At 57.2% G+C, this 14,912-nt stretch carries 14 protein-coding genes; all 14 read right to left on the reverse strand.

Going from position 1 to position 14,912, the window contains the following annotated elements:
- Positions 1–946, reverse strand: a 946-nt coding sequence (locus tag GHO03_RS21430) for an Hpt domain-containing protein (protein WP_178110346.1), incomplete at its 3' end; no start/stop codon positions are given.
- A 64-nt stretch (positions 947–1,010) separates the two neighbouring features.
- Positions 1,011–1,799 carry a protein phosphatase CheZ gene (locus tag GHO03_RS21435; RefSeq protein ID WP_095018900.1) on the reverse strand — a complete coding sequence of 263 codons (789 nt, stop codon included), beginning with the start codon at positions 1,797–1,799 and terminating at the stop codon, positions 1,011–1,013.
- Positions 1,800–1,819: 20 nt separating this feature from the next.
- The gene (locus GHO03_RS21440; protein ID WP_162939305.1) at positions 1,820–2,191 is read right to left on the reverse strand and encodes a chemotaxis response regulator CheY; all 372 of its coding nucleotides are present in this window, start codon (positions 2,189–2,191) and stop codon (positions 1,820–1,822) included.
- 194 nt (positions 2,192–2,385) lie between these two features.
- Positions 2,386–3,126 (reverse strand): RNA polymerase sigma factor FliA, encoded by a 741-nt coding sequence (gene fliA, locus GHO03_RS21445; protein WP_016781546.1) that lies wholly within the window; start codon positions 3,124–3,126, stop codon positions 2,386–2,388.
- Positions 3,126–3,953 (reverse strand): flagellar synthesis regulator FleN, encoded by an 828-nt coding sequence (fleN, locus tag GHO03_RS21450; RefSeq protein WP_153400489.1) that lies wholly within the window; start codon positions 3,951–3,953, stop codon positions 3,126–3,128. Before fleN ends, fliA begins: the two co-directional genes overlap by 1 nt.
- 119 nt (positions 3,954–4,072) lie before the next feature.
- On the reverse strand, positions 4,073–5,389 hold the full coding sequence (gene flhF / locus GHO03_RS21455; protein WP_095002596.1) for a flagellar biosynthesis protein FlhF: 1,317 nt from the start codon (positions 5,387–5,389) through the stop codon (positions 4,073–4,075).
- 11 nt (positions 5,390–5,400) lie between these two features.
- Positions 5,401–7,530: a flagellar biosynthesis protein FlhA gene (flhA, locus tag GHO03_RS21460; protein WP_153400492.1), complete on the reverse strand. Its 2,130-nt coding sequence runs from the start codon at positions 7,528–7,530 to the stop codon at positions 5,401–5,403.
- Positions 7,531–7,786: 256 nt separating this feature from the next.
- Positions 7,787–8,839, reverse strand: a complete 1,053-nt coding sequence (locus tag GHO03_RS21465) for a fimbrial protein (protein ID WP_153400490.1) — start codon at positions 8,837–8,839, stop codon at positions 7,787–7,789.
- A 125-nt stretch (positions 8,840–8,964) separates the two neighbouring features.
- Positions 8,965–9,372 (reverse strand): fimbrial protein, encoded by a 408-nt coding sequence (locus GHO03_RS21470; RefSeq protein ID WP_238705503.1) that lies wholly within the window; start codon positions 9,370–9,372, stop codon positions 8,965–8,967.
- A 106-nt stretch (positions 9,373–9,478) separates the two neighbouring features.
- Positions 9,479–10,051 (reverse strand): fimbrial protein, encoded by a 573-nt coding sequence (locus GHO03_RS21475; RefSeq protein WP_095002598.1) that lies wholly within the window; start codon positions 10,049–10,051, stop codon positions 9,479–9,481.
- 22 nt (positions 10,052–10,073) lie between these two features.
- A complete protein-coding gene (locus GHO03_RS21480; RefSeq protein ID WP_095039309.1) occupies positions 10,074–10,838 on the reverse strand; it encodes a fimbria/pilus periplasmic chaperone in 765 nt (254 codons plus the stop codon).
- A complete protein-coding gene (locus GHO03_RS21485; RefSeq protein ID WP_256668741.1) occupies positions 10,835–13,369 on the reverse strand; it encodes an outer membrane usher protein in 2,535 nt (844 codons plus the stop codon). Before GHO03_RS21485 ends, GHO03_RS21480 begins: the two co-directional genes overlap by 4 nt.
- A gap of 42 nt (positions 13,370–13,411) precedes the next feature.
- A complete protein-coding gene (locus GHO03_RS25620) occupies positions 13,412–13,684 on the reverse strand; it encodes a fimbrial protein (protein WP_232527673.1) in 273 nt (90 codons plus the stop codon).
- Positions 13,685–14,040: 356 nt separating this feature from the next.
- Positions 14,041–14,574: a fimbrial protein gene (locus GHO03_RS21495; protein WP_095002710.1), complete on the reverse strand. Its 534-nt coding sequence runs from the start codon at positions 14,572–14,574 to the stop codon at positions 14,041–14,043.
- Positions 14,575–14,912 lie beyond the last annotated feature (338 nt).

The raw sequence follows: 14,912 nt of genomic DNA on the forward strand, positions 1-14,912 counted from the left end.
GTCGTGCCGCCGCTACCGGCTTGGCCGGGGCAACTGCAGCCACCACGGCTGCCGAGTCGGCGCTGAATTTGCCTTTGCCGTGCATCTGGTCGAGCAGGGCTTCAAATTCGTGATCGCTGATCAGGTCAGGGTCGCCCGCAGGCACCACGGCAGTGACCGCAGGCTCGGCAGGAGCCGCGGTCGCGGTGTCCAGCCCATCGGTATTGAACGAACCCTTGCCATGCAATTGATCAAGCAGGGCTTCGAATTCATCGTCGGTGATTTCATTGCTGACTTCGGCGGCCACGGCGGGCGCTTCGTCGGCCACAGTGGCCACCGCCGCTTCCATCGAAAACTGGCCCTTGCCGTGCAATTGGTCGAGCAGCAATTCAAACTCGGCGTCGCTTATTTCGTCGCTGGTCGTGCTTTGTGTTGTGGCCACCGCCTCAGGCTCGGCCGCGGCCGCCTTGACCGCATCGAGGGAATCAAGCAACTGCTCGAACTCGCTGTCGGTGATATCGGTCACCGGGGCTTCAACCACCGGTTCAGGCACTGCAACAACCGCTGCTTGCACAGCAGCAGGCTCGGCCAGGCGCGCCAGGGCCGCCAGCAACTCGGGAGTCGCGGCAGTGATCGGGCTGCGCTCGCGCACTTCGCTGAACATGCCATTGACCGCATCCAGGGCCTCAAGCACCACATCCATCAGCTCCGCGTCAACGCTGCGCTCACCCTTGCGCAGGATGTCGAAGACGTTTTCGGCGATGTGACAGCACTCCACCAACTCATGGAGCTGCAGGAAGCCGGCGCCCCCTTTTACAGTGTGAAAACCGCGAAAAATGGCATTGAGCAGATCCGCATCATCCGGTCGGCTTTCCAGCTCGACCAGTTGTTCGGACAACAACTCCAGAATTTCGCCGGCTTCAACCAGGAAATCCTGAAGGATTTCTTCATCGGCGCCGAAGCTCATGTAGGTGCTCCTTGAAATAGGCTCTTCGACGCCGGGCAACAGCGCCCGCACGCCTCTTCAAGTCCTAAAAACCCAGACTGGACAACAAATCGTCAACATCATCCTGACCGGATACGACGTCATTACGTGTATCGGCATGAATCTGCGGACCTTCACCCTTGGCCTGGTTTTTTTGCAAATTATTTTCAGCGCGCAATGCATCGCGGTCGTGCTCGATCCCGGCAAAGCGATCGACCTGGCTGGCCATCAGCACCAGCTTGAGCAAATTGCTCTCCACGTCCGTGACCAGTTGCGTCACCCGCTTGATCACCTGACCGGTCAGGTCCTGGAAATCCTGAGCCAGCAAAATATCAGTCAGATTGGCGGACACGATGGTGTTTTGCGTTTCGCTGAGCGTCAAAAAACTGTCAATCCGACGCGCCAGCTCGCGAAACTCTTCGGCACCGATTTCACGGCGCATAAAACGCCCCCAATCCGCGCTCAGTTCTTTGGCTTCCTGACCCAGGCCATTGACCAGTGGCGTGCTGTTTTCCACCAGGTCCATGGTCCGGTTGGCCGCCGCTTCCGTGAGTTTCACAACATAAGCCAAACGTTCGGTGGCATCCGTGATCTGCGACACCTCTTCGGCTTGCGGCATGCCTGGATCAATATGGAAATTGACAATGGCGCTGTGCAGTTCGCGGGTCAGCTTGCCGACTTCACGATACAGCCCGCGGTCACGGGTCTGGTTGAGCTCGTGAATCAACTGCACGGCATCGCCAAACTGGCCTCGTTCAAGGCTTTCGACCAATTCGTGGGCATGTTTTTTCAGGGTCGATTCAAAATCGGCCTGTGTGCAATCTTTATGCTCCATAGTGCCCCCAAGGCAACCGCTCAACCGATGCGTTCAAAGATCTTTTCGATTTTGTCTTTGAGTGCGATAGCGGTGAACGGCTTGACTACATATCCATTAACACCGGCCTGGGCCGCTTCGATAATCTGCTCGCGCTTGGCCTCGGCGGTCACCATCAGCACCGGCAAGTGCTTGAGTTTTTCGTCGGCACGCACATGGCGCAGCAACTCGATGCCGGTCATGCCCGGCATGTTCCAGTCCGTCACCAGAAAGTCGATGTGCCCCAGGTTGAGGATCGGTAACGCGGTGGTGCCGTCGTCCGCCTCGACCGTGTTGGTGAACCCCAGGTCACGCAACAGGTTTTTAATGATCCGCCGCATCGTTGAAAAGTCATCAACGATGAGGATTTTCATGTTCTTGTCCAATTCGACCTCCAAGCAGTCTTTAACGCACCCATGTGCAGGGCACGCCATTCAATCAATTCGTTTTCAAACACGCCTAATCGACTGTGGGAGCGGGCTTGCCCGCGATGGGGTCGACGCGGTCTGTCTGATTCACCGTGTCGATCCCATCGCGGGCAAGCCCGCTCCCACAGGTATCAAGGGCCCTAGTGCGCGCGCCACTGCCCCAGGCGAGCCCGCAAGCGTGCCGCGCACTGGCTGTGCAGCTGGCTGACCCGGGACTCGCTGACCCCCAGCACTTCGCCGATTTCCTTGAGGTTCAGTTCTTCGTCGTAGTACAGCGCCAGCACCAACCGTTCACGCTCGGGCAAATGGGCGATCGCATCGGCCAGCGCGGCCTGAAAGCGTTCATCTTCAAGGTCGCGCGACGGCTCCGTGTGGGCACTCGCGCCATCTTCATGCAACCCTTCGTGTTCGCCGTCCTGCAACAGATCGTCGAAACTGAACAGGCGGCTGCCCAGGGTGTCATTCAAGATGGCGTAATAATCATCAAGGCTTAACTGGAGTTCGGCCGCAACTTCATGATCTTTAGCGTCACAACCGGTTTTTGCTTCAATTACCCGAATGGCGTCACTGACCATGCGGGTATTGCGGTGTACCGAACGCGGTGCCCAGTCGCCCTTGCGCACTTCATCGAGCATCGCGCCACGGATACGGATGCCGGCATAGGTCTCGAAACTCGCGCCCTTGCTGGCGTCGTATTTGCCCGAAACTTCGAGCAGGCCGATCATCCCGGCCTGGATCAGGTCATCCACCTGCACGCTGGCCGGCAAACGCGCCAGCAGGTGGTAGGCAATGCGCTTGACCAGGGGCGCGTAGCGCTCGATCAGCTCGTACTGGCTGTCACGGGATGACTTGCTGTACATGCGATAACCGCTGGCCGTCATTAAAAGCGCCCCCCTGCCTGCTGCACCAGGCGTTCGACAAAGAACTCAAGATGCCCCCTCGGGTTGGCTGGCAACGGCCAGGTGTCAACTTTTTGCGCGATGGCCTTGAACGCCAGCGAGCACTTGGAGCGCGGAAACGCTTCGTAGACGGCGCGCTGTTTTTGCACGGCCTTGCGCACGCATTCGTCGTAAGGCACGGCGCCCACATATTGCAGGGCCACATCGAGGAAACGGTCGGTAACCTTGGTCAGCTTGGCGAACAGATTGCGCCCTTCCTGCGGGCTTTGCGCCATATTGGCCAGCACGCGGAAGCGGTTCATGCCGTAATCGCGGTTGAGCAACTTGATCAACGCATAGGCGTCGGTGATCGAGGTCGGCTCGTCGCACACCACCAGCAGCACTTCCTGGGCTGCGCGGACAAAGCTGACCACCGACTCGCCAATCCCGGCGGCGGTGTCGATCACCAGCACATCGAGGTTGTCGCCCAGGTCGCTGAAGGCCTGGATCAGACCGGCATGCTGCGCCGGGCTCAGGTGCACCATGCTCTGGGTGCCCGAGGCCGCCGGCACGATGCGGATCCCGCCGGGCCCCTGGAGCAATACGTCGCGCAGCTCGCAACGCCCCTCGACCACATCGGCCAGGGTGAAATTTGGGGTCAAGCCCAGCAAAACATCGACGTTCGCCAGCCCAAGGTCCGCGTCCATCAACAGAACGCGCCTGCCCAGCTCGGCCAATGCGATGGACAAGTTGACTGACACGTTAGTTTTACCGACGCCACCCTTGCCGCCGGTCACTGCGATCACCTGTACGGGATGCATGCTGCCCATGATCTTTCTTTACCTTGTCTTACTTAGACGCGGCTACATGCGTTGGCTGCTCGTTCCCCTGCGGAACAAAACCTTCAGACCAGCCGATGTAGGTACATTTCAACGTAATCTTGACTACCTCAGCCGACCCGCTTGGGTGGGCTGTGGTAGATATCAGCGAACATATCGGCCATGGCCTCTTCGCTGGGTTCTTCCTGCATTTGCACACTCACTGCGCGGCTCACCAGCTGGTGACGCCGCGGCAGATGAAGATCGTCCGGGATCCGCGGGCCGTCGGTGAGGTAAGCCACCGGCAGCTCGTGACTGATCGCCAGGCTCAACACTTCGCCCAGGCTCGCGGTTTCATCCAGTTTGGTGAGGATGCAACCGGCCAGCCCGCAACGCTTGTAACTGAGGTAAGCGGCCGTCAGCACCTGCTTCTGGCTGGTAGTGGCCAACACCAGATAATTCCTGGCCTTGATTCCGCGCCCCGCCAGGCTTTCGAGCTGCAGGCGCAACGCCGGGTCGCTGGCTTGCAGGCCCGCGGTATCGACCAGCACCACGCGCTTGCGCACCAGCGGTTCAAGGGTCTGGCCCAGCGACTGGCCGGGGGCAACATGGGTTACCGGCACATTCAAGATGCGCCCCAGGGTCTTGAGTTGTTCCTGGGCGCCAATACGGAAACTGTCCATGCTCACCAAGGCGATATTCTGCGCGCCGTACTTGAGCACATAACGGGCCGCCAGCTTGGCCAGGGTGGTGGTTTTACCCATCCCGGCGGGCCCCACCATGGCGATTACGCCACCCTCTTCCAGCGGCTCCAGCTCCGGCGTGGCAATCATCCGCGCCAGGTGCGCCAGCAACATCCGCCACGCCTGGCGTGGCTCTTCGATACCGGCCACCTGCGCCAGCAGATCACGGGACAACGGCCCGGACAAACCGATGCGCTGCAAACGGCGCCACAAGTTGGCCTGCGCGGGCTTGGCGTCCTGCAACTGGCTCCAGGCCAGCGAGCCCAGTTGCACTTCCAGCAACTCGCGCAAACCGTTGAGTTCATGGCGCATATTGTCGAATGCACGCTGATCGATCGTCGGTGCCGCGGGCGCCGGCGCAGGGCGCGGCGGTTCTTCCAGGGTCGGCTCAATCAATGGCTCGGCAGCCGTGAGCGGCAAACCGGCAAACAGCTGGCGGTTATCGCCGGCCTCGCCTTCACCGCGCAAGCTCAACTCGGCCTGGGCCGAAACAATCCGCGACTGGGTCTTGCGCAGCTCTTCTTCCAGCTCAATGTTCGGCACCCGGGGTGCCAGCGCGGACAGCTTGTAGTCCAGGGCCGCGGTCAACTCAACGCCCCCGGCAATCCGGCGGTTGCCAATAATGGCGGCGTCAGCCCCCAACTCATCACGAATCAGCTTCATGGCCTGACGCATATCGGCGGCGAAAAATCGCTTCACTTGCATAAACCAAACCCTCAGCCGTTAGGGCCTACTGTCGCAACGATCGTGACCTGCTTGTTGTCAGGGATTTCCTGGTAAGCCAGTACATGCAGGTTGGGCACCGCCAGACGGCCAAAGCGCGACAGCATCGCGCGTACCGGGCCTGCCACCAACAAGATGACCGGATTGCCTTGCATCTCCTGACGCTGAGCAGCGTCGATCAACGAGCGCTGGAGCTTCTCTGCCATGCTGGGCTCCAGCAAAACGCCCTCTTCCTGGCCTTGTCCGGCCTTCTGCAAACTATTGAGCAATATTTGTTCCAACCTGGGCTCCAGGGTGATAACAGGCAGCTCGGAGTCAACGCCTACAATGCTTTGCACGATGGCACGAGACAAGCCCACGCGTACGGCGGCAACCAAAGCGGCAGTATCTTGACTCTTATGAGCATTGTTGGCGACGGCTTCGGCAATACTGCGGATATCCCGCACTGGCACCTGTTCGGCCAACAAGGCCTGCAGCACCTTGAGCAATTGCGACAGGCTCAACACCCCCGGCACCAGTTCTTCGGCCAGTTTGGGCGAGGACTTGGCCAGCAGATGCATCAACTGCTGAACTTCTTCATGACCAATCAACTCATGGGAGTGTTTGTACAGGATCTGGTTAAGGTGCGTTGCCACTACGGTACTGGCGTCCACTACGGTATAGCCCAGTGACTGCGCCTGGCTGCGCTGGCTGACCTCGATCCACACCGCTTCCAGACCAAAGGCCGGGTCTTTGGTGGTAATCCCGTTAAGCGTGCCAAATACCTGCCCCGGATTGATCGCCATCTCGCGGTCCGGATAGATTTCGGCCTCCGCCAGAATCACTCCCATCAGGGTCAGGCGATAGGCGCTGGGGGCCAGGTCGAGATTGTCACGGATATGCACGGTGGGCATCAGAAAGCCCAGGTCCTGGGACAGCTTCTTGCGCACCCCCTTGATCCGCGCCAGTAACTGGCCACCCTGGTTGCGATCCACCAACGGGATCAGGCGATAACCGACCTCAAGCCCGATCATGTCGATGGGGGTAACGTCATCCCAGCCCAGCTCCTTGGTTTCCTGGGCGCGGGCTGGCGAAGGCAGCAGCTCCTGCTGGCGCTTGACCTCTGCCAGGGCCTGGACCTTGACCACGTTCTGTTTTTTCCACATCAGGTACGCCGCACCACCGGCGACTGCAGCCAGGCTCAGGAAGGAGAAATGCGGCATGCCGGGCACGATGCCCATGATGGCCATGATGCCTGCCGAGACAGCCAGCGCCTTGGGTGAGGTAAACATCTGCCGGTTGATCTGCTTGCCCATGTCTTCGGAGCCCGAAGCACGGGTCACCATGATCGCGGCAGCCGTGGACAGCAACAGGGACGGCAATTGCGCCACCAAACCGTCACCAATGGTGAGCAAGGCGTACACCTTGCCGGCTTCGCTGAAGCTCATGCCGTGCTGGAAAATCCCAACTGCCATGCCGCCGATCAGGTTGATAAACAGGATCAACAGACCGGCGATGGCATCACCGCGCACGAATTTGCTGGCACCGTCCATCGAGCCATAGAACTCGGCTTCCTGGGCGACTTCCTGACGGCGCATCTTGGCCTGATTCTGGTCGATCAGTCCGGCATTCAGGTCGGCGTCAATGGCCATCTGCTTGCCGGGCATGGCGTCGAGGGTGAAGCGCGCACTCACTTCCGAGATGCGCCCGGCGCCCTTGGTCACGACCACGAAGTTGATGATCATCAGGATCGCAAACACCACGATGCCCACCACGTAGTTGCCGCCGATCACCACCTCGCCGAAGGCCTGGATCACCTTGCCCGCGGCGGCGTGGCCCTCCTGACCGTGGAGCATCACCACCCGGGTGGAGGCCACGTTGAGCGCCAGGCGCATCAGCGTGGCCACCAGCAGGATGGTGGGGAACACGGCAAAATCCAGCGGCCGCAAGGCGTAGACGCACACCAGCAACACCACGATGGACAGCGCGATATTGAAGGTAAAAAACACATCCAGCAAAAAGGCGGGGATCGGCAACATCATCATTGCCAGCATCACCAGCAACAACAGCGGCACACCCAACTGTCCCTGACCCAGGCCGGCCAGACCGCTGCGAGCGGTGTTGATTAACTGAGAGCGATCCAATGACATTGCGGCAAACCTTTAGCAAACTTTTGACGCCATATGCGCCGTGGAGCCTGCCACTGCAAGAAACCTTCCAACTTTGGCAAATGGCCATATGGAAGGCTTGCAGGGTGTGCGAATCCTTGTAGTGCCGATGAGCGCAGCAGGGCTGAAACCAGGAAAAAACGCCGTTCATTGCCAATAAGGGAGAATCCTTCCCCCTTGTGCTGTTGCAGCTTTTATTTTGCAGCCGATGGGATGGCTCTTACTTGGCGAGTCAAGGAAACTCCACCACAAGAGTACCGCTCCCAGCAAAAGGGCCGGCAGGTGGAAAAGTGCCACGTTTACGAAAAAGAGAAAAAGTATATTCCTCCGTTGTTTCACCGTTGATCAAATAGACATAATAACTGAGCCCGGAAGACGGTAAAATAATTGCATCATCACTTTTACGAATCATGGCGATGGCTATATCAGGCTTGCCCGATACAAAACCTTCAGCACTGAATATAGAAGGCGTTGCCACCAGTTTAAGCCTGGCGCTTTGAAGAGCCCTGTCACACACAAATTTTACGCCGACCGTTTTCCGGGCAAGTGAAGTGCTCGCACTTATTCCGATGGCCGCGGGATCCACAGAACCAAAATCAACATTAACGGGCCTGTTATCATTGATAGCACACTCCGCTGGAACAGGTGGTGTTGTGTCCAAACTGTTGCGTGCCCTGATTTGAACGTACATCGAAAATGGCGCATACGAAGCATGGGTGAAATTATACAGCTTGAAAAAATGAAAGTTACCGATCACATCACCCGCGTCAATTTTAATGTTCAAGCCTGGACTTGAAGAAAGTTTGAGATACATACCAAGCCAGAAAAAATAGTTAGGTCCACCTCTAGAGCCTTCGGCAAGGTACCTGCCAGGCCCCAAAGGCCAAGGGTATTCGTTCCCGCCAACAATCATCCCGGAGGAGAAAGCAGAAAATTTTGGAGCCTGATTAAACGTATCAGAGGTTGAAGCTATCCACTCCCGATAACTAAGAGGAAACGTCACCGGGAAATTATGCCTGCACACGGTCGGCACAGCACTTTTCATAGTAACCCTGCTATTTTCCGCATCCAGTTTTACGTCAGTGTAGATAATAAGAGTTTCTGCTCTCATATCCCTCCAGACCCGGTCATCCGTTTGGCAATGAACAGCAAAAGCAACTTGTGCAAACAGCAAAAAAAATACGCCAGCAAAACACCTCATAATATTCACGACTTTTGATCCTGTATGTAGTTTTACCTCGACACGCGTCTTGGGGGCATCCAGCGCAAATATAAACACCGCCACAAATCCATCCAGATCAGGTTAAGAGTCCAAGTCAACAACTATAGTATTTTCCACACCAAAGGTGATCAATGATACGCAGTGCAAACACGTCAGTTTATTGTCGCTGCCTCATCTGCCTTTACTTCTCAGCGCAGTGATATGACTATCGTTGCGGAAGCCGAAAAAGCTCCTCCCGCAAGAGTGCTACCCGGTTTTGCCACCAGCACCGCTTCCATTTGAGGCAAAGTTGGGTATGTAAAATTAACGGGACTGTTAAGGGACCAGGTTGCACCCCCCACCAGGAACTTGATCCCGAGATTACTTTTACTGGTCATCAACAACGCGCGATCAAAACTGGCTCCACCCCCCTGCAACTCTATTGTCATGTCATTGGTTGGCTGCGGCCCGCACGTCACTGTATAAGGCACCTGCTTGCGATAATTGACCCCATCGATCTGTGCAGCTACCAGATTGCTGCCGAAAGGGACAGTGAGCGTGTTGTTGCCATTAACAATGCAAGGCGCAGGCGCAAGGATTACCCCACTCACATTCACGGCCACCTCCGAGGTACGCGCCGTAACACTCTGGCCAAGAGACAGACACAGACAATAGCAAGTGATTGCAAAACGCGAAGTTACCGACCTGATCATCGTTGCGCCCTCACTCATAAATAAGCCTGAAATCAACCCGGGCCCGAAACGCGCCATTGCTCAGTGCTGTGGCAGTGCGCGTGGGTTGCACCTGCCACGTCAGGGTGTCGCTGCCATGCGCCAGAAACAAAGGCTCTCCACGAGCGCCCAAACGCACATCCCGGCCAAGGGCATCGGTCAGGCGCAGGCCCATGCCGGTGACACCCTGAACTTTGACCAAACGCGGATCATCCTTATCGGAAGGCGCCAGAAAAGCGACGGACACCACCGGCTGATAGGCACTCCACACCAGATTGCCCGTGCGCTCATTCAGGAGGCTGCCGGATGCGCGCATGCAATCGACAAAGCGCAACTGCAAAACCACGGGCGATGCCATATCGCCCGGGCGCATCAATTGGCTGCGGGGCACATTTCCAAGGTCCACGGCCTGGTCTGCCGAGGCCATGTCCAGGACGCAAGGGGAATTGATCAGTGAGCCCGAAATATCCAGAACTCCATTCATCCCTTGAATCTCGGCCTGGCCCTGAGCGGCATGCAGCGTCAGCAACAAGGCACTCAGGGCCGTCACCGTACAAGGTTTCATGACGCCTCTTCTGAGGCGCGCACTAGTCATCGGCCGCAGACACATTCGCGTCCACCTTGCAGGTGTTGCCAGTGCAACTGAACGCCAGTGCCGGGCGGCCTCCGTAATCATTTACATAGGTCAGCCAGGGTTTGCTACCCAGTGCCGCCGCACTCACGCCCAGCTTGAGCGTGCCTTTTGGCGGCACCATCAGCGGCTCAAAACCGGGAGAGGTTTTGCCCTCTTTGCTGCTGCGGGCATCGATCAGCGTGATGTAGTACGGGGTAGGATTATTGACTTGAAAGTCATCGGCCTCACGGGTCAGGATCAGTTGTTTCTGCCAGGGGTCAGAGCGTTCCTGCTGGCTCGGCACTATCGAAGCCGGACGATAAAAAAGCTTGATGCGGGTCTGCAGGGCGATCTGCAGGCTGTTGGCCTTGTCGCTACGGGGCGGAATTTCGCGCAAATTGAAGTAATAGACGGTCTCCCGGTCTTGGGGCAGCGACTTGACCGCAGGCAACGCCTGAACTTTCACCTGGCTTTTTTTACCGGGCTCCAGGCGCTGGACCGGTGGCAACACGATCAGCGGCGAGGTGATCTTGTTGCCTTGCTCATCCTCGATCCAGCCCTGGGCCAGATAAGGCAACTGGGTGTTGTTGTTGGTGATGGTCATGCTGGCGGCATCCTTGCTGCCATCAAACACGACCCGGGTTCGATCAAGACCAATGGCGGCATTGACGTTGCCGGTCTGCGACAGCATCAGGAGGACAAGCGACGAGTACGCGCAACTGAACGTTTTAATTTTCATGACTTTTTCTCGTTATCAACAATCCTGCCCAGAGAGGCTGACGCGGGCATGGTCTTGTCCGCTGCGACCCCCTGGCAGGACAGACTGAGGGTGGAAGCCAACCCGTCGACCGGTAAATCTTCAGGCAATACAAAGGTGCAACGCTCGGCACCACCCCAACTGACTATCATCCGCCCACCGGGCTGAATACCACTGAGGTAGACGCTGCCAGCATCATTGACGATGCCGGTGCCCTGCTGTTTTTCGTTTTTCACCATGGCGCCGAACGGCGGGACGCTGCCATCAGGCAGGCTCAACACAGCCATGGCCTTGAGCCCGGCAATCACTTCCAGCGTGCGATAACCGATGGCGCCCTCTGTCAGGGTCAACTGGGTCATGGACTCTGTCGCCTCCACATCGGCCGGCAAGCTTTCCAGATCGACACTGGCCGCAGTGCGCGTAAAGCTGCCGACATCCGAGACAACTGCCTTGCCGAAGGCATTGCTGCGCGTCGGGCTGCCATAGCCCCGGATCGGCACGCCAGGTACTCCACCGGTATCGATCATCAACCGGGTACCGCCCGTACCCGCAGTTCGATGCCCTGCGCCACCGTATGGCGTCAGTGTGCCGCCACCACGAGCAGACAGGGTGAGGCTGTTGTAGCTGTTCTCTTGCAGGGCAGCGCTGACGGAGACATCCGCCTGATCACCGGCATGGTTCAGGTACCCGCTAACCGAGGTGTTGCTTGCCGACAGTTGATAGCTGTTGCGCTGATCGAGCCGGTCACTGTAGTTCGTGGAATAGTTATTTTGGCCCTGAGAGCTACTGTTGACGCTGCTGGTGAGCGTCCCGGAGCGACCCATCGGCAGGCTGACTGACAGGTACATACCGGTGTGGTTGCTGGAGATGCCACTGTGCTGGTTTTTCTCCTGATTACGGAAAGCGCTCAGGGAAAGGCTCATGTTTCTTATCGAGCCCACACTGAAATAGCGCGCCAGGGACAAGTTCCATCGCTCACCGCTCGGACGATCCCAATAGGACTGGTTGCTGTAGCTCAGATAAGCGGTAAGCCCCATATCCCGAAACTGCTTGTTGACTGTCGCAGTGTAAAGCGACTTGCTGCCCCCCACCGGACCACCGTAATGACGCGCATTCAGGTACTCGCTCATGCTCATGTAGTTTTTTTGGGAAAAACGGTAACCCGCAAAGGTGACCTGACTGTCGTACTGGTCGAAGTTTTTCGAATAGCTCAACTGAAAGGAATCGCCCGACAAGGACGTGCCCTGCAGCTTGGCGCTGGCCCGGGTCACATCGAATGAGATCGCTCCCAAGGCCAGCAGGTCGCGCCCCACCCCTACAGAAAGCGCCGTGTAATTATTGTCACTGAGACCACCGCCATACAGGGACCAGCCATTGCTTACGCCCCAGGAGAATTCGCCTGCACCGAAGACGTCGCCCTGCCCTCCGTTGTGAAGAGAAGACGGTCGACCGCTGGCCAGTTTGTAACGCACAGTGCCGGGACGCGTCAGGTAGGGAATGTTGGCCGACTCAACCTGGAAGGTGGTGACGCTGCCGTCCTGCTCTTCGACGCGCACCTCCAGGGTCCCGGTTACGGCATCATTCAGATCCCGAATACGAAAAGGGCCCGCTGCAACCAGCGCTTCATAAAGCACACGGCCTTGCTGGTTGATAATGACCCTGGCATTGGTTTTGGCAACGCCGACAACTTCCGGTGCATAGCCACGCAAATTGGGCGGCAACTGGTTGTCATCCGAGTTGAGTGCAACGCCGGTAAAACGGAAGCTGTCGAACACGTTCGAATACAGGTAGTTTTCTCCCAGAGTCAGACGCGCCTGAATGGCAGGCAGCGCTCGATAGGCATAAAAGCGGCTCCACTCCAGCCGTCGCGCACGACTGTAACTTTCGTCTTCGATACGGCCCTGCCAGTCTGCACACAAGCGCCAGGGGCCCGCGTTTGCGCCGAACGTGCCATTGCCGCTCAAGTCGGTTTGACGGGCTGAGCCCTTCCGCCCGCTGGACTTGGCCGTGAGGTTGTAATCCATCAGAACGCCCGGCACGCCGTTGTCCCACCGGGAAGGCGGATCCCAGTTCCGGGCGTTGTACTCCAGATAGGCTTGCGGCACGGAAATATGCAGGCTAGAGGTCGCCAGATCGCCACTGACTTCCATGCCCGCCAGGCTATTGATATGCAGGCACTCGCCGCTCTTCCACCAGCCGAGCCGAGCTTGCATTTCAGGCTTGAGCCCCAGTTGCTCAACCAGCTCGGTCGACAGGCAGGCCTGGCTACCTTTGGGGTCATCGTCAGGAGGGTAAAAAGCTATGCGCTGCTCAGGCAGCCATTGCGAGTTGACCTGCACCTGCAGCGGATAAACGCCAGGCAAGATAAAACCGCTGCGAGAAAATTGGGACAAGTCGATATTGGTACGATCGCTGAGGTCCAGAATATCGGTATTGAACTGAATCTCATCCCCGGCCCATACCTCAGCGCCCAGCGACATCAATCCGCTCAACACGCCGGTGCGCAGTATCATTTGGGCGGCTGAGAGATCCCGCCCGGTAAACAGCCCGTACATTCAGAAATACTCCAGGCGGAAACGCACCGCAGTTCGGTGAGAACCAACCGCTACAGGACGACCATTGCCAACCAGTTGAAGGGTGTAATGCAGCTCCTGGTCCGCTCCGGTCAGAGGCGCCAGGGGCATGGGTACTCCCGGGATGCTTTCCTGCCCTTGGGTATCGGCAATACGCAGGGCCAACCCCCGGGCCGCTCCGCCAATGGCAAACAAGCGCCCGCTGGCATCCGCCAGGCCATCAAACGTCACCCTTACATGCTGCCAGTCAGGCAAGTAACTGCCTGGACGAAAAGAGTCAGGCCTGGCCAATGAGCATTTAATTAAACGCAATGTGAATATCTTTGGCAAAGATTGACCCTGACGAATAAGTTGCCCCATGGGCAAAGGGTCGAATTCAACGAGTTGATAAGCGCTACTCGCATCAAGTGCACACGCAGAATCAACAATTTGCCCTTCAAGTGTTACGCGCCCACCCCCCTGACTTGCTAGTGCAGTACACACACCGAAACCCAACGTTATAAACACAAAGAACGAAGTAACCACTACTGAAATCGAGAGTGCTTTCACAGGAAACTCCCACCTGCAATTGCCCTGCTGTCGAACTTCCTACAACAGGGCAACCGGACAACCTACTGATATGCCAGCGCGAAGTTCGTAACAGCAGTAAAAGTACCTGTACCTACAGTAGTGGTTGTAGATGTTTGACCTTTCAACTGAGCACCAAAGGTCAGCGTATTGCTACCCGCCGTAATACCTTTCGGGCGGGTTGCAGTACCCAGCGTTATGGCGGTACCGTCGAACTCGGTCAGAAGGATGCCCGCACCGGCAACGCCGTTCAGGGCCAATGCTCCTGGCACTGCTGTCGCCCCCGTACCGGTAAAGGTGGCCTTGACTGTATTGTCGGTGAGACCGGTCAATGAACAACCGGTCAACTCGATGTTGAAATATTGCTTGGTACCGATGCCACCATTATTCAGCTGAGATTTGGACACCGAACCCAGCGGAACAGGTTGATCCACACTTTCAGGTGTAATGGAGCAGGCCGACTCCAAAATTTCACCGCTAAACGTGACAGTACCCGATCCTGCTCCCGCAGCACTGGCAACTGATGCCGAACAAGCCAGCAACACCATAGACGCCAAAGCAGACTTGGCAGACTTCATTGCAACACCCATCAAACACCCCCTACAAAAATGCATTACAACAATTGTTTAATAAACTGAAGATTTAGTTTAAGTTTAAATCCCGACACTTATTCATACCCCAAGGAAATAAAAGCGAAAGCCATTAGCTGACTTTTACCCATCCCCACACACCGAAGTAAGAAGCAACTAAACTAACAGCTAACTTTCAAACAATAAGTAAGGCACTTCCAACTGTCTTGTAGGATCCCACCTAATACAAGATAGATATATAACACCGCACTAGGGAAACTCCGAACAAGTCTCCAAGTATGCTGAAATACAGCCTCACCACCTGCCCCGAGTGCGTCATGAGCCAG

The sequence above is a fragment of the Pseudomonas sp. FSL R10-1339 genome, assembly GCF_009600545.1.
GTDB classification, from domain to species: Bacteria; Pseudomonadota; Gammaproteobacteria; order Pseudomonadales; family Pseudomonadaceae; genus Aquipseudomonas; species Aquipseudomonas bubulae.

Bases quoted from the DNA above. Each gene is read 5' to 3' on its own strand.
- GHO03_RS21435 (WP_095018900.1), bottom strand. From the start codon at position 1,799: ATGGAGCATAAAGATTGCACACAGGCCGATTTTGAATCGACCCTGAAA.
- GHO03_RS21440 (WP_162939305.1), bottom strand. From the start codon at position 2,191: ATGAAAATCCTCATCGTTGATGACTTTTCAACGATGCGGCGGATCATT.
- fliA (WP_016781546.1), bottom strand. From the start codon at position 3,126: ATGACGGCCAGCGGTTATCGCATGTACAGCAAGTCATCCCGTGACAGC.
- fleN (WP_153400489.1), bottom strand. From the start codon at position 3,953: ATGGGCAGCATGCATCCCGTACAGGTGATCGCAGTGACCGGCGGCAAG.
- flhF (WP_095002596.1), bottom strand. From the start codon at position 5,389: ATGCAAGTGAAGCGATTTTTCGCCGCCGATATGCGTCAGGCCATGAAG.
- GHO03_RS21475 (WP_095002598.1), bottom strand. From the start codon at position 10,051: ATGAAACCTTGTACGGTGACGGCCCTGAGTGCCTTGTTGCTGACGCTG.
- GHO03_RS21480 (WP_095039309.1), bottom strand. From the start codon at position 10,838: ATGAAAATTAAAACGTTCAGTTGCGCGTACTCGTCGCTTGTCCTCCTG.
- GHO03_RS21485 (WP_256668741.1), bottom strand. From the start codon at position 13,369: ATGATACTGCGCACCGGCGTGTTGAGCGGATTGATGTCGCTGGGCGCT.
- GHO03_RS21495 (WP_095002710.1), bottom strand. From the start codon at position 14,574: ATGAAGTCTGCCAAGTCTGCTTTGGCGTCTATGGTGTTGCTGGCTTGT.